20 protein-coding genes and 1 tRNA gene are annotated in these 20890 nt (G+C 40.0%); 19 read left to right on the top strand and 2 right to left on the bottom strand.

All coding sequences use genetic code 11. The features are described 5' to 3' along the window. Positions 1 to 122: 122 nt before the first annotated feature. The 10 genes from FN809_RS08125 (at position 123) to FN809_RS08170 (ending at position 8726) form a co-directional block, all read left to right on the top strand. Positions 123 to 1814, top strand: coding sequence for an adenylate/guanylate cyclase domain-containing protein (locus FN809_RS08125; RefSeq protein WP_142533000.1), 1692 nt, complete (start codon positions 123 to 125; stop codon positions 1812 to 1814). A 69-nt stretch (positions 1815 to 1883) separates the two neighbouring features. Further along, entirely contained in the window at positions 1884 to 2267 is a 384-nt protein-coding gene (locus FN809_RS08130; protein ID WP_142533001.1) for a bactofilin family protein, read from the top strand. Between the two features lies 1 nt (position 2268). Further along, positions 2269 to 2640, top strand: coding sequence for a hypothetical protein (locus tag FN809_RS08135; protein WP_142533002.1), 372 nt, complete (start codon positions 2269 to 2271; stop codon positions 2638 to 2640). A gap of 38 nt (positions 2641 to 2678) precedes the next feature. Then, positions 2679 to 3758, top strand: a complete 1080-nt coding sequence (gene atpB, locus FN809_RS08140; RefSeq protein WP_142533003.1) for a F0F1 ATP synthase subunit A — start codon at positions 2679 to 2681, stop codon at positions 3756 to 3758. A gap of 38 nt (positions 3759 to 3796) precedes the next feature. Continuing rightward, complete coding sequence (gene atpE, locus FN809_RS08145) at positions 3797 to 4003, top strand: ATP synthase F0 subunit C (protein WP_142533004.1); 207 nt, start codon at positions 3797 to 3799, stop codon at positions 4001 to 4003. A 12-nt stretch (positions 4004 to 4015) separates the two neighbouring features. Next, positions 4016 to 4513: a F0F1 ATP synthase subunit B gene (gene atpF, locus FN809_RS08150; protein ID WP_142533005.1), complete on the top strand. Its 498-nt coding sequence runs from the start codon at positions 4016 to 4018 to the stop codon at positions 4511 to 4513. Continuing rightward, the gene (gene atpH / locus FN809_RS08155) at positions 4513 to 5049 is read left to right on the top strand and encodes an ATP synthase F1 subunit delta (protein ID WP_142533006.1); all 537 of its coding nucleotides are present in this window, start codon (positions 4513 to 4515) and stop codon (positions 5047 to 5049) included. The genes atpF and atpH overlap by 1 nt, the downstream gene beginning before the upstream one ends. A gap of 9 nt (positions 5050 to 5058) precedes the next feature. After that, positions 5059 to 6645 carry a F0F1 ATP synthase subunit alpha gene (gene atpA / locus FN809_RS08160; protein ID WP_142533007.1) on the top strand — a complete coding sequence of 529 codons (1587 nt, stop codon included), beginning with the start codon at positions 5059 to 5061 and terminating at the stop codon, positions 6643 to 6645. Positions 6646 to 6661: 16 nt separating this feature from the next. Then, positions 6662 to 7537, top strand: coding sequence for an ATP synthase F1 subunit gamma (gene atpG / locus FN809_RS08165; protein WP_142533008.1), 876 nt, complete (start codon positions 6662 to 6664; stop codon positions 7535 to 7537). A 148-nt stretch (positions 7538 to 7685) separates the two neighbouring features. Further along, the gene (locus FN809_RS08170) at positions 7686 to 8726 is read left to right on the top strand and encodes a GMP reductase (protein WP_142533009.1); all 1041 of its coding nucleotides are present in this window, start codon (positions 7686 to 7688) and stop codon (positions 8724 to 8726) included. Between the two features lie 195 nt (positions 8727 to 8921). On the opposite strand, the gene FN809_RS08175 is transcribed toward FN809_RS08170, so the two are convergent. Next, the gene (locus tag FN809_RS08175; protein WP_142533010.1) at positions 8922 to 9737 is read right to left on the bottom strand and encodes a hypothetical protein; all 816 of its coding nucleotides are present in this window, start codon (positions 9735 to 9737) and stop codon (positions 8922 to 8924) included. 66 nt (positions 9738 to 9803) lie between these two features. Between FN809_RS08175 and FN809_RS08180 the strand changes: the two genes are divergently transcribed. The 3 genes from FN809_RS08180 to FN809_RS08190 all read left to right on the top strand — a co-directional run bounded on the left by FN809_RS08180 (position 9804) and on the right by FN809_RS08190 (position 12455). Further along, entirely contained in the window at positions 9804 to 10841 is a 1038-nt protein-coding gene (locus FN809_RS08180; protein ID WP_142533011.1) for a sensor histidine kinase, read from the top strand. Positions 10842 to 11236: 395 nt separating this feature from the next. Beyond that, positions 11237 to 11938, top strand: coding sequence for a response regulator transcription factor (locus FN809_RS08185; protein WP_142533012.1), 702 nt, complete (start codon positions 11237 to 11239; stop codon positions 11936 to 11938). A 91-nt stretch (positions 11939 to 12029) separates the two neighbouring features. Continuing rightward, complete coding sequence (locus FN809_RS08190) at positions 12030 to 12455, top strand: SPOR domain-containing protein (protein WP_246095535.1); 426 nt, start codon at positions 12030 to 12032, stop codon at positions 12453 to 12455. Between the two features lie 115 nt (positions 12456 to 12570). On the opposite strand, the gene FN809_RS08195 is transcribed toward FN809_RS08190, so the two are convergent. Continuing rightward, positions 12571 to 13200, bottom strand: coding sequence for an HAD family hydrolase (locus FN809_RS08195; protein WP_142533013.1), 630 nt, complete (start codon positions 13198 to 13200; stop codon positions 12571 to 12573). An 87-nt stretch (positions 13201 to 13287) separates the two neighbouring features. Between FN809_RS08195 and FN809_RS08200 the strand changes: the two genes are divergently transcribed. From FN809_RS08200 to larB, 6 genes are all read left to right on the top strand, one after another. After that, positions 13288 to 13362, top strand: a tRNA-Ile gene (locus tag FN809_RS08200). Positions 13363 to 13553: 191 nt separating this feature from the next. Continuing rightward, complete coding sequence (locus tag FN809_RS08205) at positions 13554 to 14624, top strand: lysylphosphatidylglycerol synthase transmembrane domain-containing protein (protein WP_142533014.1); 1071 nt, start codon at positions 13554 to 13556, stop codon at positions 14622 to 14624. A gap of 126 nt (positions 14625 to 14750) precedes the next feature. After that, positions 14751 to 15551 carry a molybdate ABC transporter substrate-binding protein gene (gene modA, locus FN809_RS08210; protein WP_142533015.1) on the top strand — a complete coding sequence of 267 codons (801 nt, stop codon included), beginning with the start codon at positions 14751 to 14753 and terminating at the stop codon, positions 15549 to 15551. 36 nt (positions 15552 to 15587) lie between these two features. Continuing rightward, complete coding sequence (locus FN809_RS08215) at positions 15588 to 18683, top strand: PAS domain-containing hybrid sensor histidine kinase/response regulator (RefSeq protein WP_246095537.1); 3096 nt, start codon at positions 15588 to 15590, stop codon at positions 18681 to 18683. An 86-nt stretch (positions 18684 to 18769) separates the two neighbouring features. Next, the gene (locus FN809_RS08220) at positions 18770 to 19789 is read left to right on the top strand and encodes a branched-chain amino acid aminotransferase (RefSeq protein ID WP_142533017.1); all 1020 of its coding nucleotides are present in this window, start codon (positions 18770 to 18772) and stop codon (positions 19787 to 19789) included. 253 nt (positions 19790 to 20042) lie between these two features. Next, positions 20043 to 20783, top strand: coding sequence for a nickel pincer cofactor biosynthesis protein LarB (larB, locus tag FN809_RS08225; RefSeq protein ID WP_142533018.1), 741 nt, complete (start codon positions 20043 to 20045; stop codon positions 20781 to 20783). Positions 20784 to 20890 lie beyond the last annotated feature (107 nt).

Here is a 20890-nt window from a genome sequence, read left to right on the forward strand (position 1 = left end):
CTTTAAAAGTCTTAATCCCGGGGATACGAAAAATAACTTTATTAGCTATTTGTCTGTTCCTAACGCAAATAGGTATTTATGCGGAGCTAAGTTACTCTTTATTACAAAAAGAGGCAAAAAGGATGATTAATTCAATTGTTTTATCCGGTGATACCCTCAATAGGCCATCTGTTTTGGATACGGTGTGCGCGGTTGAAAGTAAACTTGACTTTGTGGAGTTTAACTTTGTGCCTGCACATCCCGACTCGGCAGAATTACGACGTTTTTATTTAAAGGGGCATGATGCAACCTTTGGTAAGTGGACCTATAAAAATAGTGTTACCTATAGTAACTTAGAAAAAGGCAACTACCAATTTATTTTGGAATCGGAAAAGGGTGTACAAACCATTTATTTGTATATAGCTCCTTCGCTCAATGGATATTTAGTTTCTACAGTAATATTACTGCTGGTAGCTGTAACGGGTTTATTATTGCTCAAAATTGGTTTTAAAAAGGGCGCAAAACGAAAGCTATTTCCTTTTCATCGGGACTCCATTGCCCCTTTGTTACAAAAATATTTAAATCAACCTACAACCGAAACGGCAGAATACAGGAAGCTTGCGCAGCGACGATCCATTAAATACGAAAAAGCAACCGTGTTATTTGCCGATATTCAGGGCTTTACAAAAATAGTTGAGCACATGAATCCCGAAACATTAATAGATGAGCTGGATAGGTTTTTTGTGCATTTTGATGAGGTGGCTGAGAAATATAAAATTGAAAAAATAAAGACCATAGGCGATGCATACATGTGTGCCGGCGGTTTGCCCGAAAAAAACAGAACCAACCCTATTGAAGTGGTGATGGCGGCTATTGAAATGCAACAGTTTATGCAAAAAACGGGTGAAGAAGCCCAAAAAGATGGAAAAGACTTTTGGGAATTAAGGATAGGGATTCATACCGGTAGTGTTATATCCGGGGTGATAGGGCGTAAAAAGCTATCTTTTGATATTTGGGGCGATACGGTAAATATTGCAAGCCGGATGGAATCCTCGGGAGTGGCAGGTAAAATTAATGTTTCCGGGGTAAGTTATCAGCTTATTAAAGATTTTTTTGTTTGTGAGTACCGTGGTAAAATGCCCATAAAATATAAAGGCGAAACAGATATGTACTTCGTAAAAGGAATAATGCCCCATTTGTCGGACGGCGAACTAGGAAAGCGACCAAACGAAGAGTTTTTTACCAAATTGCAATGGATAAGGTATGACGATATTGAGGAGGTGGTATTGACCAAGATGAAGACAGAACTGCCGGCTTCGGTAACATACCATAACATACAGCACACCATTGACGTTTGTACTCAGGTTGAAGTACTGGGCCGAGCCGAAGGCTTAAGTAGTAAAAATCTATTACTGGTAAAAACGGCTGCTCTTTTTCATGATACCGGCTTTATGGTTAATCCGCAGCACCACGAGGTACAGAGCGTTAGGATAGTAAGGGAAATGCTGCCTCATTATGGATTCAGAAAAAATGAGATAGAAACCATAAGCCAATTAATTATGGCAACTGAGAGCAATGCCGAACCCAATAATTTAATGGAAATGGTACTCAAAGATGCCGATTTGGATTACCTGGGTCGCGCCGATTTTGTGCCTCTGTCGTTGAAACTTTGGGAGGAATTGTGCGAACACAATGGTAAGATGTCGCAAAAAGAATGGAACAAAAAACAATTTGCTTTTTTAAGTAAGCATGTATATTATACTGCTACCGCAAAAAAAATGCGTCAGGTGAATAAAAAGATGCAGTTGAAAAAAATAGAAAGATTATTAAAATAGAAACAGTATATTTAGCGTTTTATTTGCTTTAGGACAATGAAATTATTCAACACAAAAAAATATAAAACAATGGCAAAGTCGTACGAACCGGAAACAAAATCGCATAATCTGATAGGTGTAGGTACAAAAATAACGGGTAACATCGAAACTACCGAGAGCATACGGATAGATGGAGAAGTTGAAGGGAATATATCGTCAAAAGGTAAGGTTGTAGTAGGAGGTAAAGGAAAAATAAAAGGAGAGATAGATTGCCTTAATGCCGAAATTGAGGGTGTATTAGAAGGCAAGGTGCAGATTAAAGAACTTCTCTCGTTAAAATCTACTTCAAAATTATATGGCGACATACGAACCAATAAACTAACCATTGAGCCCGGCGCTGTTTTTACCGGTAAATGTGCTATGGGATTGGATGCGAAGCCGGGTGTGCCTCCCGTTCAAGATACTAAAAAGTGACATGGCCACCAATGAGCTGCGGAACCGAATACTGCTATACCTGGCTCTCTTTCTCGTATTGCTGATATTCAACCTTGCATTGGCACATTTTCATTACAGCGAATTGCTGAACAAAGTGGGTGAAATAAAGTTGTTTCTATTGGTTCTGTTTAGTGCTTGCGCTTTTACCATTAAATGGACAAAAAAAAATTTTAACCATTTTTATCTAAGTGTGTTTTTGGTCAGCATAGGGGTAAAAATGCTGGCCTCATTGGTTTATCTGTGGCCGGTAATGGAAAGAGATTGGGTAGAGAAGGATATCATTGCCTTAGTTTTTATGGCAAATTACCTTATTTACCTAAACTTTTTTGTTATGTATATCGTAAAGGAGTAAGTGAAAGTTTTAATATCCGATAATATTTTAAAAATGTAATGAATAAGTTTCTCTTGGTACTGGTATTATCAACCGGCATACTCTTCTCAACAACCTATGCTTCCAACAAGGATTCAAATACCAATGGAGAGGAAGAAGCATTCGATCCTACCGAAATGATTATGCACCACATTGCCGATGCGCATGTATGGCATATTGTTTCGTGGGGGAAGGGCGATAAGCAAATCCACATCCAAATTCCACTGCCCATTATTTTATACGATAAAGGTAAAGTCCATTGCTTTTTGTATTCGCGCTTCAATAATGACACCCATATAGCAGAAAGTCAGGGAAGTTATTTTTTGTATCATCACGGTAAAATTTATAACAGCGATGCCAACGGGACAATACAGTACGACCAAGAAGGGCATATCATTAACACTGCACCATTGGATTTTTCCTTAAAACGTAACGTTTGGTCCATGTGGCTCTCAATTGCCTTGCTTATCTGGATTTTTGTGACCGTGGCCAAAAGTTATAAAAACGGGCCTGCCAAGCCCAAAGGTATTCAGGCCCTTATGGAACCCCTAATACAGTTTGTTAACGACGACATAGTGCGCATGCAGATTGGCGAAGAGAAAGCACGCAGGTTTGCCCCTTACTTGCTTACGGTCTTCTTTTTTATTTGGATCAATAATATGCTGGGACTGGTTCCTTTTTTCCCGGGCGCGAGTAACTTTACGGGTAATATTTCGGTGACAATGGTATTGGCCGTGTTCACATTTCTTATAACCAACATTAATGGTACCACCAACTACTGGAAACATACTTTGATAGCGCCAGGGGTGCCGTTTTTCGTAAAGCTGATTTTGGTGCCGGTAGAAATCATTGGACTGTTTACAAAACCATTTGCTTTAATGATTCGTTTATTGGCCAATATAACCGCTGGTCATATTATCATTCTGAGTTTGGCATCGCTTATTTTTGTTTTAAAATCGATTTACATCGCACCGGTATCTATACTGCTTAGCCTTATTATGTTTATGCTGGAGTTATTGGTAGCTTTGCTGCAAGCTTATATATTTACCTTGTTGTCGGCCCTGTTTATTGGCATGGCTGTACAGGATACAGAACATTAATTTTTATTTAAACATAACATCTATAAAATTTAACTATTATGACAAGTTCTCTTACCGTTGTTGGATTAGGAATAATTGTATTGGGCGCCGCGCTGGGAATCGGAAAATTAGCCAATGGGGCAATGGAAGCCATGGCTCGCCAGCCCGAAATAAGCACAAAAATTCAAACAGCCATGATTATTGCCGCAGCCCTTATTGAGGGTGCCGCTCTTTTTGCTATTGTGGTGGCATGGCTTAAAGGATAAAATGTAAATCATATGGATTTTTTATTGACACCCGATCCGGGCCTGGTTTTTTGGACAACCGTTTCTTTTGTTATTTTGATGGTTATTCTTAAAAAATATGCCTGGACACCTATACTGGATGCCCTCAACATGAGGAGCGAAACCATTGAGGAGTCCCTCAAAGCCGCTGAACGAGCCAAAGCCGAAGTGGAAAATCTGGTAAAGGTAAGGCAGGAAATGATGGACGACGCACGGAATGAACGCGATGAATTGTTAAAGGAAACACGCGAACTAAAAGATAAAATACTGAGCGAAGCCAAGCTGGGTGCTAGCAACGAATCGGAAAAAATAATCAGTTTGGCACGTAAGCAAATAGAGGCTGAAAAAAATGCTGCTATCAAAGAAATGAAAAAACAGGTAGCCGAATTGTCTATTGATATCGCGGGTATGCTCATCCAAACCGAATTGAAGGATGACCAAAAACAAAGGGCTATAATCGATAAGTACCTCGAAAACATAAACTTTAATTAATGAATGCCAGTTTAATTTCAGTACGGTACGCCAAAGCATTATTTCTTTTAAGCAAGGAAAAAGGAGCGGTGGAACAGGTGTATGGCGATATGACCGTTTTATTGGATTATTGCAATAACGTGCCGGAGTTTGATGAGCTTTTAAATAGCCCGGTTATTAAACCAGGTAAAAAGAAAAAGGCTTTAAAAGGTGTTTTTGAGAAGCGTGTAAATCAGCTCACCCTAAATTTCCTTACCATTATGGTCAATAATAAACGCGAGCCCTTGCTGGCCTCAATTGCCCGTAATGTGATTGACTTTTATAAGGAAGAAAAAAATATCAAGTCGGTAGCCTTATACACAGCTGTTCCTTTAGAGGAGGATCACCTTTCACGGATAAGTGAGATGTTGCAGCAGGAGTTAAATGCAAAAATACAACTTACTGTTAGGGTCAGGGACAAGCTTATTGGAGGTTTTGTTTTAATGGTAGATGGTAAAATGATTGATGCAACCATAGCCAATAAACTAAAGGAATTAAAAAAGAAATTGTTGAGTTAAATTGTACCAATGGAAAATATAAGACCCGCCGAGGTTTCGGAACTATTAAAAAAACAAATACAAGGTTTTACCGCAGAAAGCAACCTGCAAGAAGTAGGTACCGTTCTTCAGGTAGGCGACGGTATTGCACGTATATACGGTCTTAACAACGTAAGGGCCAATGAACTGGTGGAATTTGAGTCCTGTAAGGGAATTGTACTTAATCTGGAACAGGATAACGTGGGAGTGGTTTTGTTGGGACAAACCGACGATATTAAAGAAGGCGACATAGTAAAGCGTACCGGCACCATCGCCTCCGTAAAAGTAGGTGAGGGCATGTTGGGTCGTGTTATCGATACGAACGGCCATCCCATCGACGGTAAAGGAAGTATCGACGGAGAGCTATTCGAATTTCCGCTCGAACGTAAAGCTCCGGGTGTAATATTCCGCCAGCCCGTGCAGGAACCCCTGCAAACCGGTATCAAATCAATCGACTCCATGATTCCTATTGGCAGAGGACAACGAGAGTTAATCATAGGCGACCGCCAAACCGGAAAAACGGCCATTGCTATTGATACGATTATCAACCAGCGTCAGAATTTTGAAAAAGGAAAGCCGGTTTATTGTATTTATGTTGCTGTAGGACAAAAGAGCTCTACCGTGGCTCAAATTGTAAACACGCTCCAAAAACATGGTGCAATGGAATACACCACCGTGGTGGCAGCAAGTGCCGCCTATCCGGCAGCTATGCAATTCTATGCGCCGTTTACGGGTACTGCCCTGGGTGAGTATTTCAGAGATACCGGGCGGGCTGCACTAATTATATACGACGACCTCTCAAAGCAAGCGGTGTCGTATCGCGAAGTGTCGCTGTTATTACGTCGTCCACCGGGTCGTGAAGCTTATCCGGGTGATGTTTTTTATCTGCATTCGCGTTTGTTGGAGCGATCGGCAAAAATTATCGAGTCGGATGAAATCGCAGCACAAATGAACGATCTGCCGGACTGCATCCGCGGGAAAGTAAAAGGAGGAGGATCCCTTACCGCTCTGCCTATTATCGAAACGCAAGCCGGCGATGTTTCGGCTTATATACCTACCAACGTTATTTCTATCACCGATGGACAAATATTTTTGGAAGGGAATCTGTTTAATGCGGGTGTGCGACCGGCTATTAATGTGGGTATATCGGTATCGCGTGTAGGGGGTAATGCCCAAATAAAACCCATGAAAAAGGTGGCAGGAACTTTAAAACTGGATCAGGCGCAATACCGCGAGTTGGAAGCATTCGCGAAGTTCGGCTCTGATTTGGATGCGGCTACCAAAGCTGTTTTAGACAAGGGACGAAAAAACGTGGAGCTGCTCAAGCAAGCCCAGTACTCACCCGTTGAAGTAGCACATCAGGTAGCACTCATTTATTGCGGCACACAGGGCTTATTGGCGGATGTGGCTTTGGATAAAATTAAAGAATTTGAGCAAAGCTATCTCGACGACCTGGAAATGAGACATAAGGACGTAATTAACGCACTGGGTGAGGGCATTTTTACAGATAAGGAAACCGATGTGCTGCAAAAAGTAGCTGCCGATGTAGCCCGCAGGTTTAAACCCCAAAACGAATAGTAAACAGCAAGAGTGCATGGCCAACTTAAAAGATATACGATCACGCATAGAGTCGGTTAAAACTACCCGTCAGGTAACCAGCGCAATGAAAATGGTGTCGGCAGCCAAATTAAAAAAAGCGCAGAACCATATCGTTAGCTTCAGACCTTACGCCGATAAGTTGAACAGTATTGTTTACGATTTACTGAAAACCATGGATGAGGATATCCTTATCCCACTGGCTCAAAACCAGGAGGCCGACCGTGTACTGATAGTGGTAATTACCAGTAACAGAGGCTTGTGTGGTGCTTTTAATTCGCATGTGGTAAAGGAAGTAAACCTACTGGTAAAAGAAAAATTTCCGTCGCATTATAAAAATAATTTCATCGACTTTTGGGCTATTGGTAAACAGGGCGAAAAGCTGTTGAAAAGCGCGGGTATTAGCTGTGCCCAACAATTTAACGATATATACGTCCAGCCGGATTTTAACAAAGTAGCGGATATATCGCATAAGATAATAGGGGGTTTTTTAAATAAAAAATACGATAAGGTTTTATTGGTTTATAATGAGTTTCTAACCCCGGGACAACAAAAAGTAAATATAGAACAATTCTTGCCTTTAGAATTGCCTGAGCCCGATTCTTTGCATCTTTCAGAATACATTTACGAACCGGGACAGGAAACTATCATCCAGGAACTGATACCCAAATCGTTAACCACCATGTTTTACCGAACCTTATTAGATTCGATAGCTGCCGAACATGGCGCCAGAATGACCTCAATGCATAAAGCTACCGATAATGCAAGCGAACTAATAGGCGATTTAAAGTTAAGCTATAACAAGGCTCGCCAAAGCGCCATTACTAACGAGATATTGGAAATTGTGGGAGGTGCCGAGGCATTATCCAAATAGAGATTTATTTTTAGGGTTATAACTATAAAATAGGAGCTATCTGGTGTTTTCAATAAAAGATAGAAAGCGTTTAATAAAATATAAAATAGACTGTTTTTAATGGTTGATGGTTTTTCATCAACCTTTTTTGTGTAATTTTTTTAAAGATATGAGAATAGAAAATGATATTAAATTAGGTTTTAAGGACGTTATGTTTCGTCCTAAACGTTCCACCTTAAAAAGTAGATCGCAGGTGAGCCTGGAACGTACGTTTAAGTTTTTGCACAGCACCGCCACATGGAGTGGTATACCCATTATGGCTGCCAATATGGATACAGTAGGTACTTTTGAAATGGCTCTGGCACTGAGCGAAAAGGGTTTGTTTACCACCATTCATAAGCATTATTCGGTAGCGCAGTGGAATACTTTTTTAAAAGAAGCTCCTCAAGGTATCGAGGATTATATTGCGGTCAGCACGGGTACCGGAAGTGACGACTTGCAAAGCGTTATTTCTATTATGGAAGCCCATAAGCAATTGAAGTTTATTTGTATTGACGTGGCCAACGGATATTCACAACATTTTGTGAGTTTTGTAAAAAATACACGGAAGCAATTCCCCGATAAAATTATTATCGCGGGCAATGTTGTTACAGGCGAAATGGTGGAGGAACTGTTGTTGGGTGGTGCCGACATTGTGAAGGTAGGCATTGGTCCCGGCTCTGTATGCACAACACGGGTAAAAACCGGTGTGGGATATCCTCAGTTGTCGGCTATTATCGAGTGTGCCGATGCCGCTCACGGTTTGGGCGGACTGATAATAAGCGATGGTGGGTGCTCGGTCCCCGGCGATGTGGCCAAGGCTTTTGGAGCAGGTGCCGATTTTGTTATGCTGGGCGGTATGCTGGCCGGACACGACCAAAGTGGTGGCGAAACCATTATGAAACATGGAAAGCAATACAAACAGTTTTATGGCATGAGCTCGATAACTGCTATGGAGAAGCACGTGGGAGGAGTGGCCGAATATAGATCCAGTGAGGGTAAATCAGTTGATGTGCCCTATCGCGGCTCGGTGCATAACACCATAAACGATATACTGGGCGGTGTGAGGAGTACCTGTACTTATGTTGGTGCGCAGAAATTAAAGGAACTCTCAAAACGAACAACTTTTATCAGGGTTGCCGAACAGGAGAACAGAGTTTACAACGAATAAAGTGTTGATATTCATTTTATAAGCCATCTAAACAACTTTGCAGGTACAACTATCGCCAGGGTAGGCCTGCGAAGATGTGCAGACGCATGCAGGAGATGTAACATCAGTAGATAGCGGCTGGTACGGAAATTTGCTTGTCAATATATGGATAGGTAGTAGCTTACGTACTGGTCTCTATCAGCTGCTTGATAGCCACTACGAGAGCTTATGGAAATCGCGATGAGCCTTTAGTAGGTTGATGGTGAATAAGATAAGGTTTTTCGATTCGGCATAGCATTCCAGTAATAAAATACTCGATCGGGTTTTTCCTTGTCCCTGAATAAGTCGTTCTATCTGTTTCATCCGCAGCGCTTCAATCATCTCAACAATATATTTTTGTCTTTCAATCATTTCAGGTACGGCATCAAATTTTTGTTCCTTTTCAATGTGTACCAGGTAATTGAAAAACCCGGTTACCTCTTCCATGAGCAGCAGAATATCTTCTTTTTGCGATTCGGTTAAACCTTTGTGTTGTTTAAGTATATGGCTGTAAACAGGCTGGGCTATTTGTTTTAAAGGACTGGTAAGCTCGCCCAGGTAGTCCATCGCTTGTATAAAATAATGAGCCGTGTCATATTTTCCGGCCGATAAAAGGGTAAAACTGTTAAAAAGATCCTCTTTGATGCGCCTCATCGATTTTTCCAGGTAGCTTACTTTTTTACAGGTTGCCTTCAGTTGTTTTTCATTTCCATCGGCAAAGCCCTGGATAATCATGATATAGATTTTTGAAGTTTCCAGAATATGCCTGCGTATCCTTTCGCTTCCCGGCTCCATCATATCTTTCACGTCGAAGGCTGGGGCTGGCTTTTTTTCTTTTGTGGCATCGCTGCTGCTCGAGTTGTTGTTTCGGATATATTTATAGGAAACAAAAGCAACTAGGATTAACGCAAGCAATATCACAACAAAACCATAAACATCAGCCTTCAATAAAATTGTTTCAATCGTACGAATAAAAAGAGATGGATAATACATAAAACACTAAATTTACCTCAAAGATAAATCATTTGTGATTATATCGCTTGCTTTAATATTATCCTAATGAAAAATATTACATTCCGTAGACTGACCATTTTATCCACTTTATATTATTTTTTGTGGACTTTATTGTTTTTTATAGCCAACTACTTTTCGCCTAATATTTATATTTCCTTGTTGGTAAGTGTTCCGGTTTTAATTGCTGCCTACAGTTTTTATACCGGGTATTTTATCAATAGATTTATTAAATACAAGGTTAAACCTATTTATAAAACGATACATAACGTGAAGCCCTCCCGGTTGGCGATTACGCTTAAAAGCGATAAAGATCCTTTTAAAGAGGTTAACCAGGAAATTACCGATTGGGTGCAGGGCAAAACGCAGGAAATTCATCAGCTTAGAGAGATGGAAAAATATCGGAAAGATTTTTTGGGCAACGTGTCGCACGAACTTAAAACACCTATTTTTAATATCCAGGGATACATACTCACGCTTTTAGACGGGGGTATCAACGATAGCAACATTAATATCTTGTATCTTAAGCGTACCGAAAAAAGCATTGATCGTATGATTAGTATCATCGAAGACTTGGAGAGTATATCGAAGTTGGAAGCTGGCGAACTGGATATTAATATGGAGGATTTTAACCTTTTTCAACTTATCGAGGATGTTTTTGATTCGCACGAAATAAGAGCAGACAGCAAAGAAATTGATTTACAACTAAATAAATTGGGCCGCAAACAGTTGATGGTAAGGGGCGATAAGCATCGTTTGTATCAGGTTTTCAGTAATTTGGTGGGTAATTCCATAAGTCATGGAAAACAGGGGGGTAAAACTGGTGTTAACTTTTACGATATGGACAACAGGTATTTAATAGAGATTAAAGACAATGGCATAGGAATAAGGCCGGAGGATATACCCCGTATCTTTGAGCGTTTTTATCGGGTGGATAAAAGCCGCTCGCGCGAGCAGGGGGGGACTGGCCTGGGTTTGGCCATCGTAAAACATTTAATAGAGGCGCATAATCAATCCATTAATGTAACCAGTACCTATGGCAAAGGTACCAGCTTTACTATTACCCTTGACAAGGCAAAAAAATAAGGAGGGTTTTCTGTTTAACTTTTAAATTGGACATGACAAGCATACCTATGCTGTTGCAGTGCGGGTTCAACCTTTACCCTTGTAGTACCGGGGGCCCCGCTGCGGTGGGACAAGCTATATTAATGATATTGCTGTTTTTGAATGAGCTTTAAAGTGAGATGTTTTTTATTGAACAGTCAGAGCTCTTTTACCTTTGCTTTTTTGTATAGGTTATTTAGTAAATGGCTCTCGGTCTGTAGGATGGTGAAGAAGTTCAAGTTATAGCGTGGCAATTGCCTGCGTCGCATTCTTTCCGGAGAGGCTTTTATCGCCGCACAAAACTAAGGTGTTTGCCCTATGCATATTCCTTAAATCATTTGAGTACCTTTAACTGCAAAATACAAGCTAATAAAATAATGAAGCAGATAGATAAAAACAAAATTTTATTGGTAGATGATGAGCCCGATATTTTAGAGTTTGTGGGCTATAATCTTAAAAAGGAAGGTTTTGAGGTGTTAATTTCGCACAGCGGACACGAAGCACTTGAAATAGCCAAAAGGGAATTGCCGCAGCTCATTATTCTGGACGTAATGATGCCGGGGATAGACGGAATTGAAACCTGCCAGGAAATAAAAAAAATACCGGAACTAGACAATACCATTATTGCTTTTTTAACAGCAAGAGGCGAAGATTATTCTCAAATAGCCGGGTTTGAAGCGGGTGCCGACGATTATATCTCAAAACCAATTAAGCCCAAGGTGCTTGTATCACGAATTAAAGCGCTGCTAAAAAGATACAAGCAGGAAATGCCGGTATCCGGCGAAGAAATACCGCAGGTAATTACCATTGGAGATTTGGTAATTGACCGCGAGCGATACATCATTGTAAACCGAGGTGAAGAATTGATGTTACCAAAAAAAGAATTCGAGCTGCTGATATTATTAACATCAAAGCCGGATAAAGTTTTTACACGCGACGAAATATACGCAGGTGTATGGGGCGATGATATTGTGGTGGGCGACAGAACCATTGATGTGCATATCCGAAAAGTAAGAGAAAAAATAGGACAGCATCATATAACTACAATAAAAGGGGTGGGATATAAATTTGTTAAATGATCGTAAAGTCTTATTCCTTGGGATAAAAAAGAAGTAACTTGTGGTTAATTAAGTTAAAATTTCTACTTTAGAAACCTTAAAACTATTTGTTATGAAAGTCAAGGTGTTAGTTATGCTTGTTGTTTGTGCCCTGCTGGTGGGTGCCTGTGGCAATAAAAAAGAGGAAATAAAAAAAACGGCTAAACGTGAGGTGGTTAAGCCGGTGGTTGTAGCTAAGGATACAATGCCACCAGTTCCTGAACCCAAGCCGGAACCGGTTGTGGTTCAGAAACCGGATAATAAATACTTTTTGATTAGAGCCAGTTTTGAAAAGGAATCCAATGCAATGGCCTATAAGGATGAACTAACAAAGGAAGGTTTTGATTCGGAAGTTATTGTAAGAAAGTGGGGCGAAAATGCCGATTTCTACAAAGTTTCGTATAAAGGTTTTGCCGACAGAGAAACCGCATTTAAGGAGCTGGCTCATGAAAAAAAACAGCCCGGATACGAGAATGTGTGGCTTCTAATTAAAAGATAAGCAACCGGCAACTCAAGTTGCCGGGGTATTGCAGTTTATACTAATCAACGGTATAATTACTCGCTTTTTGGCATGTAGGTAAGCCGCAAGCAGCGCCCTATTAAAACTTAAATCCCTACCATCCCATAAGGGCATTAATTTTTGGTACCCATTGATCGGGATATTCTATCAACCAGGATTCAATGCCCATTTGCTCTGCTGTGGTTACATTGGCAGCAGAGTCATCCAAAAATAAGGTTTCATCCGCTTTAATATCTGCATCCTTGAGCAGTGCTGCAAATATATTCGGGTTGGGCTTGCTCATTTTCATAATGTGGCTGTAATAAACCTTATCGAATAATTTATCCAGTGAACCCACCAAGGGCACTTTATCGCCACATTTTTGTATGTGCAGTTCGTTCGTGTTGCTCAGCAAAATTACTTTGTGCGTTTTTTTTAGTTTTAAAATAGTTTCTATTCTATCCGTTCTGTAATCCAACAGCAAGGCATTCCAGGCGTCCACTATTTGATTGTCGCTTACATTTTTGGGCATCTTTAATTTTACTGACTTCACAAATTCGCTTGAAGTAATCCGTCCTTCTTCAAATTCTTTAAAGAACGGTGATTTTTGAAATATACCCGAAGAATCTCCATCAAACTCATATCCTAACTCTTTAAAGCGTTGAAGGGTGATATTCAGGTCTATATCTATTACTACATTTCCTAAATCGAATAGGATGTTTTTTTTGTTGTGCAAATTGCTCATAAAAAAGTACTAATGTGTTTGAATATTTCAGATAACTTACTATTTTTGCATCCGCAATATACAAAATGATATTTGCATAACAATGCCGGGCCTATAGCTCAGTTGGTTAGTAGCACCTGACTCATAATCAGGGGGTCCCTGGTTCAAGTCCAGGTGGGCCCACCGGTTTTACAGAAAGCACTCTCATAGTTAATGGGGGTGCTTTTTTTGTAGTATACCCGGATGTACGTGTTGATTTAACAATCGGCATCTTACTCCGGAAAGCATATTTATTCCTTTTTGCACCGATTTTTTTTGTTTTGGTATCAATTTATTGCGTAATTTTGTTTGTCACCACGCAATAATACCTACCAATGCAGGACAACTCCGGAAAAATTATAAAAAGCATACGGCCCTCAAGGATTATATTACCTATAATTATTGGGATTGGTTTCTCGGGTTATATGCTTTACCGCGAATACCAACCGGATAGTTTTGACCTGCTGCAGTTATCGTTAAAAACCCTATTTTGGATTATAGTTTCCTTTCTGCTGATTGCAATTCGGGATTTAGGTTACATATATCGCATTCGTTTGTTATCCAACAAGCAGCTTTCCTGGCGAAGGGCTTTTTCCGTAATCATGTTATGGGAATTTACCTCCGCTATTACGCCATCGGCAGTTGGCGGAACCAGTGTGGCTATTTTTTTCCTTAACAAAGAGGGTATCCGCGTTGGACGCAGTTCGGCTATCGTAATGGTAACCTCCTTTCTCGACGAGCTGTTTTTTATAATAGCCTTTCCTATAGTGCTTATTTTTATTGGGCGCAGCGATATTTTTGCTTTTGGCACCAAGGTGATGGAGCACATTCCCTGGTATAAAAATCAGTTTATACTATTTGCCCTTACCGGCTACGGACTAAAGCTTATATACACCCTAATATTAACATACGGTTTATTTATCAATCCACGCGGCCTCAAGTTTTTATTACTATGGATATTCAAGCTCCCGATCATTCGCAGATGGCGTCCGGGTGCAAACGAGTCTGGTTCCGACCTCATCAATAGTTCAAATGAATTTAAAAGTTGGTCTGCAAAAAAGTGGATCAAAGCCTTTTGTGCTACTTCAATAAGTTGGATAAGCCGTTACTGGATAGTAAATACTATTATTATCGCTTTTTTCGGCTTTTCCTTCCTCAGTTTTGAGGATCATATGCTGGTGTTCGGAAAACAATTGGTTATGTGGATTATGATGATAGTGAGCCCTACACCCGGAGGTAGTGGCTTTGCCGAATATGTGTTCAAAGAGTTTCTGGCCGGAATTGTACCCATAGGAACAGGTGTAGCCCTGGCTTTTGTTTGGCGGTCTATCAGTTATTACCCTTATTTATTTATCGGTGGGATTCTTGTTCCGCGCTGGATAAGGAAGCACTTTGTAAAGCGTTAACTATATTTGATAAACACGGAATATAATTAGACTAAATTATCTTTGCTATCTATTCATTCTCCTTAACTTGTTAAAGCAATTTGCGTAAAAAAGTGCGCAAAAACTATATTCGTAAATTATACTTTGGTGAATTATATTTTAATAGCAATTGTTTTGTTGGTGCCGACCTGCAGCGATGTCCGGAATGCAAAGGAAATATCGGAAAATGTATTAAAACGGGAGTTGATTATTTATTGTGAGAATGCTATGGTTGCACCTCTGATAAAGCTCAAAGACAATTTTGAGTTAAACAACAACTGTATTGTTACTTTAAATAACGATTGTGCACAAAACCTAAGCAGTTTAATCCGCTACAGACAAAAGGGTGATTTGTATTTACCGGCTTCCAGCTCGGGTTTCCAAAAATTGTCGGATCAATATTTAAACTATATAGTGGATTCTGTATTTATAGGCTATAATAATTTGGTGATAATGGCGTTAAAAGGTAACCCAACCGGTTTTAACGGAACCCTGGAAGATTTAGCAGATAAGAAACATGCTCTTAAAATAGCCAATCCGGAGACATGCTCATTGGGCTATGATACCCGAAGAATGTTGGAGGGTGAAAATTTATATAACAAAGTGCTCCTAAATGTCGTATCCTTATCAACCGACAGCAGGGGATTAGTAAAAAGCTTAATAAACAACGAAGCGCAACTTGTTGTCAATTGGCAAAGCGACCTGTATAACAATGAATATGGTAAGGAGGTAGAAGTTTTTCGTGTTTACGGCGACAATCATGCACCGTCGGAAATTTATGCCGGGATACTTTCAACAAGTGATTACCCGGAGCTGGCCAAGGAGTTTTTAGAATATGCAACAAGTGCAGAGGGAATCAGTGTATTTAAAAGTTATGGTTTCAACAGACGTAAATCATTGATTTTTTAATTTTATCCCCTCTATTTATTAAGTAGAAAAAAAATTGTGGTAAAAAAGTCAGATTCACAAAATAAACCTTTTTATATAGGGGAGCCCATCATTGTAAAGCTCTATTTATTGCTCGCTATTTTTTTATTGACGATAGCGGCAATATTGGTTATCGAAAATTATTTCGACCGGACCTATATCGTGAGGTACCAAAAAATAATACACAATCAGGAACAAAAACAAAAGATTGAAAAGGTATTGCAAAAAAATATCTTAAAACTAAATCTTTTGTTCAAAGACTTTGCGAGCATTGAACACCCACAGGTGCTTACAAACACCCAAAACAACATTTCCAACATAGTAAATGAATGTCTTAGTATCGTTGAGATATTAGATCGGGGGGGCATTCTTAACGAGGTAAAGCCTGTAAATTTACAAGAGCAGGAGCTGGTTACTGAGGTGATTGTATATGAAGTGGATAAATTTACCGGCTCCATACCCGAAATCAAAGAACTCGCACCCAAGGTAAATGATTTAAACACTTTAGCGGCAAAAATAACTGCCATTATTGAGGCCAAATTAGAAGATGACACGACCAAATACGACAACGCGGAACAAAACATTGCGTTTTATTTAAAACAATCCGAGAGCCTTTTTTCGCGTATCAACGAAATAGAGAATAAAATATCTTACGATATTAATAAAAACAGCGTAAAGCTGAGCAATGCCAGCATTAACATTATAAATAAATACAATAACTTTAAGTATCTGAGTCTTTTTGTTTTTATTTTATTTGCTGGAATTATGACCTATTATCTGATTATTCAGATAAAAAATGTAATTGTAAATCGCAAACGAGCAGAAGACAATAATGAAAAGCTGCTTCAGGCCGTTGAACAAAGTCCTATTTCGATAATGATTACTGACACCAAGGGCAATGTTGAATATGTAAACAAAGGTTTTGAAAAAATTACAGGTTTCAGTAAAGAGGAGGTAATTAAAAATAATATTGATGTTTTTCATCGTGGACAAGATTATCCACCGGACTTTTGGCCTACCATACAGGAAGGCAATATTTGGACTGGCGAAGTGAATAACTTGAAAAAAAATGGGGAGCTTTATTGGGAAAAAGTACTTATTTCGCCTGTGCTAAGCAAGGCAAATACCATATCAAGTTTTATTGCCATTAAAGAAGATATCACTGAAAAACGTATCCTTACACAGTCACTGGAAGAATCCATAGACTCGATGAAAACCATCATTGATAACCTGCCCGTAGGTATTTTGATAGTAAACAGCAATAAAGAAATTATACGGGCCAACGATACGGCGGCCAAGATTATGGGATACCAAAATCAGAACGAAGTATTGGTGGCCATGCAGGGAACTGAATATGACGAGGTGTTCATTACCCAAAAAGAGGAGCACGTGATGGATCCCACCACCAAGGCCATGGTTTCGATGCTCGAAGAAAGGTTAGAGGTGAAGCAGAACAACCGTTCCCGATCGATCCTAAAAAACATTATCCCCATTCATCTTAATAACCAAAAGGTTTACCTGGAAGCATTTATGGACATCAGCGTTCAGAAAGAAGTGCAGCAAAAAGAGGCGGAGGCCAATAAAGCCAAATCGGAGTTTTTGGCCAACATGAGTCACGAAATACGTACTCCGATGAACGGTATCATTGGAGCAACCGAGTTGCTGAGTAACAGTAAAATGAATAAGGAGCAACAAAATGTGGTATCTATTATTGCTCGTTCCTGCGAAAATCTTTTGAATATCATTAACGATATACTCGACTTCTCCAAGATTGAGGCCGGAAAGATGAAAATAGAACCCTACCCCTTCAATGTGCGTTCAACTATCGATTATCTAATGGATCAGATGTCGTTTAAAACCAACGAAAAAGAAATAGAACTCATAAGCACAGTGGAGCAAACCATACCCACTATTTTAATGGGCGATGAGAGCCGCTTAATTCAGGTATTAGTGAATATCCTGGGTAATGCGGTAAAGTTTACGGCAGAGGGTGAAGTAGTACTAAAAGTTGAAGTGAGCAAGCAGATAGGTAATCAAATATCCTTACATTTTATGGTGGAGGATTCAGGAATAGGAATACCTAAAGATAAGCTCGAAAAAATATTTGAGTCGTTTACACAGGCCGATGGCTCTACTACACGTAAGTTTGGAGGAACCGGTTTGGGTACAAGCATATCCAAAATGCTAATTGAACTCATGGGAGGTAAAATTTGGGTAGAAAGCCCCAATCCGAATTTCGCTTGGAGCCAGGACAATCCAGGCACTGTTTTCCACTTTATACTGCCCTTTACTATAGATAAAAATCTATCGCCGGAAGAGCTGCAAGGCGAGAAATTCAAGAATATTAAAACCCTTTTGGTTGACAATCACAGAACCAATGTACTCCTGCTGAAAAAAACACTCAATAATTGGGGGATACGGTCACAAAGCTGTTCGGATGGAAAAACAGCATTGGAGCTGATGAAAAAACAAAGAGATTTGGATCTCGTCATTGTCGATTCACATGTTTTTGGTAAAATGGACGAGGGTTTTATTGACTTGATAAAGGATACCCTTCCTAAAGGAAAAGTTATCTTATTTACCTCTGATCCTAATTGGAGTGAGAACTATAACTCCAATAAGGTGGATCAAGTACTTCATAAGCCGGTGAATAATACCCAATTGTTTAATGCCATACATAACATATTTAAGGCCCATGAAAACTTGGATGAAACCAACAATAAAAAAGAGGTGCCGTTTGAGGAACGAATAAAAGATAAAACGGTGTTGCTGGTAGAAGATAATGTGATAAACCAAAAGATAGCGGAAAAAATGCTGAAAAAAATAGGCTTAAAAACAGCTATCGCCAAAAATGGTAAAGAGGCCGTAGAAATGATAACAATTGGAAGCGGGCATTATGATGTAGTGTTAATGGATGTACAAATGCCTATTATGAATGGCTTGGATGCTACAAAAGCATTGCGCAATAAAGAAATTAACATCCCCATTATTGCCATGACTGCTAACGCAATGAAAGGTGACCGAGAAGTTTGTATTGATGCCGGCATGAATGACTATATAGGCAAACCGGTTAAATTGAATGACCTGGCGGCATTAATGGAGAAGTGGATATAATTGTTGCTTTCTGTCATATAATTATTCATTTAATTATTTTAGCTTTATACCGCTAATAATTCAGTTTACCTTTAAATCATTTTTCCATGAGCAATATAGATTGGGGAAGCTTATCGTTTAGTTATATCAAAACCGATTATAACGTTCGAAGCTATTTTAAAAATGGACAATGGAGCGAGTTAGAAGAAACTACTTCCGATCAGCTAAACATTCATATGGCTGCAACCTGCTTACATTACGGACAAGAGGCTTTTGAAGGGCTAAAGGCTTTTAAAGGGGTAGACGGTAAGGTGAGGATTTTTCGTATGGACGAAAATGCCAAACGATTACAGCGATCTGCCGAGGGTATTTTAATGCAGCCTGTGCCTGTTGAATTGTTTACTAAAGCGGTGTCACGTGCAGTAGCACTCAACATGGATTACGTTCCGCCATACGAATCGGGAGCCGCCTTGTACATACGTCCGTTGCTAATAGGGTCGGGTGCCAAGGTGGGGGTTTCCCCTTCCGACGAATATACTTTTGTGGTATTTGTAACCCCGGTTGGCCCTTACTTTAAAGAAGGCTTTAAACCCACCAAACAAATGATAAGTCGTAAGTACGATAGAGCTGCCCCCTTAGGAACAGGACATCTTAAAGTGGGAGGTAACTATGCGGCAAGTATGTATGCCGGCCAATTAGCGCACCAAACAGGCTATTCGTCGGTATTGTATTTGGACAGCAAAGAAAAAAAATATATTGATGAAGCCGGTCCTGCCAACTTTTTCGCCATCAAAGGTAACAAATACATTACTCCTTTATCGCCTTCTATTTTACCCAGTATTACTAACATGAGCCTGATTCAGTTGGCACAAGACATGGGTTTTGAAGTGGAACGCCGACGCGTGCCTTTAGAAGAACTGGAAGAATTTGACGAGGTAGGTGCCTGTGGAACAGCTGCCGTAATAAGTCCGGTTGGTCAAATTGACGACATAGACCTGGGTGTTTCGTATACATTTGGAAGCCCCGACACTGCAGGGCCCGTAAGTACAAAGCTGTACAACAAACTTAGAGGGATCCAGTACGGAAAGGAACCCGACAAATACGGTTGGGTAAGTATTGTGGAGTAGCCGAGGAAGCCGATAAAAAAATAGCCTATCGATAGCTCGGTAGGCTATTTTTTTATCGGCTTAATTTTAATGTTGGCCTTTCTGCTGCCTAAGCGGTTCTCTCTAACCGTTTATATTGTCATGCTTTTAAATACGTCAACGATTTATACTTCCTGTCCGCTTTTGTCCGCCAAAGCTTGCGGCCGGTGTTACCGCCAGGCAGGTAGCCAGGGTGAAAATTAAAACTATTGCTTCAATAATAAAACAGCAAGACATGACTTTTGACGAACTATATAACAAGATACAGGCAGGTGAAATTAATAAGCAGAATGCACAAAAGTATTTTTCGTTAGATTGGTTAGAAACGGCAAGCCGACATATCCTGGACGTGAACCGAGGCATGCGCACCAATATTCCTGAAATTATATATGGTGAGTACAAATCGCTAGAGCAAACACTCGAGATAACAACAAATATTTTAAAGAAACATCCGCGTGTGCTCATCTCGCGCAGCAAGTTCAATGATGAGTTGGCTGAGCTATTCGGGCAAAATTATCCTGTTATAAAAGGGGAGAATATTTTGGTGGTGGGCCCTATGCCCGAACCCAAAGGCTATATTTTATTAATTAGTGCCGGCGCTGCAGACCACCCGGTATGCCATGAGTGTGAACTCATACTAAAAGCCGTGGGTGTAAACCCCATTGTTTTTGAAGATAGGGGGATTGCTCATCCCACGCGGGTGATAGAAGCCGTTAAACAAGGGATAGAAAAAGAAGTAAAAGCTGTTATTGTGGTGGCCGGCATGGAAGGTGCCTTGGCTCCTTTTGTGGCTTCATTGGTGGCCCTTCCGGTAATTGGGGTGCCCACATCAGTGGGGTATGGTTTTAGAGCCAAGGAGGCCGCGCTCACTTCAATGCTGGCTTCCTGCGCACCAAACCTTACCGTGGTAAATATCGACGGAGGATTGCGTGCAGCCGTAGTAGCCGCGCTTATTGCCAAAAATAGCAACGCGTAATTTCAATCTTATTAAACATTATGCCATTTATTGGCAAAATAATAGAGTTAAAAGCCCAATAGACACTGATAAAAATCAGTGCTTCCCTCATGTGATTATCTTTATAT

Origin of the sequence: Saccharicrinis carchari (genome assembly GCF_900182605.1) — a bacterium.
In the GTDB taxonomy this organism is placed as follows: Bacteria; Bacteroidota; Bacteroidia; order Bacteroidales; family Marinilabiliaceae; genus Saccharicrinis; species Saccharicrinis carchari.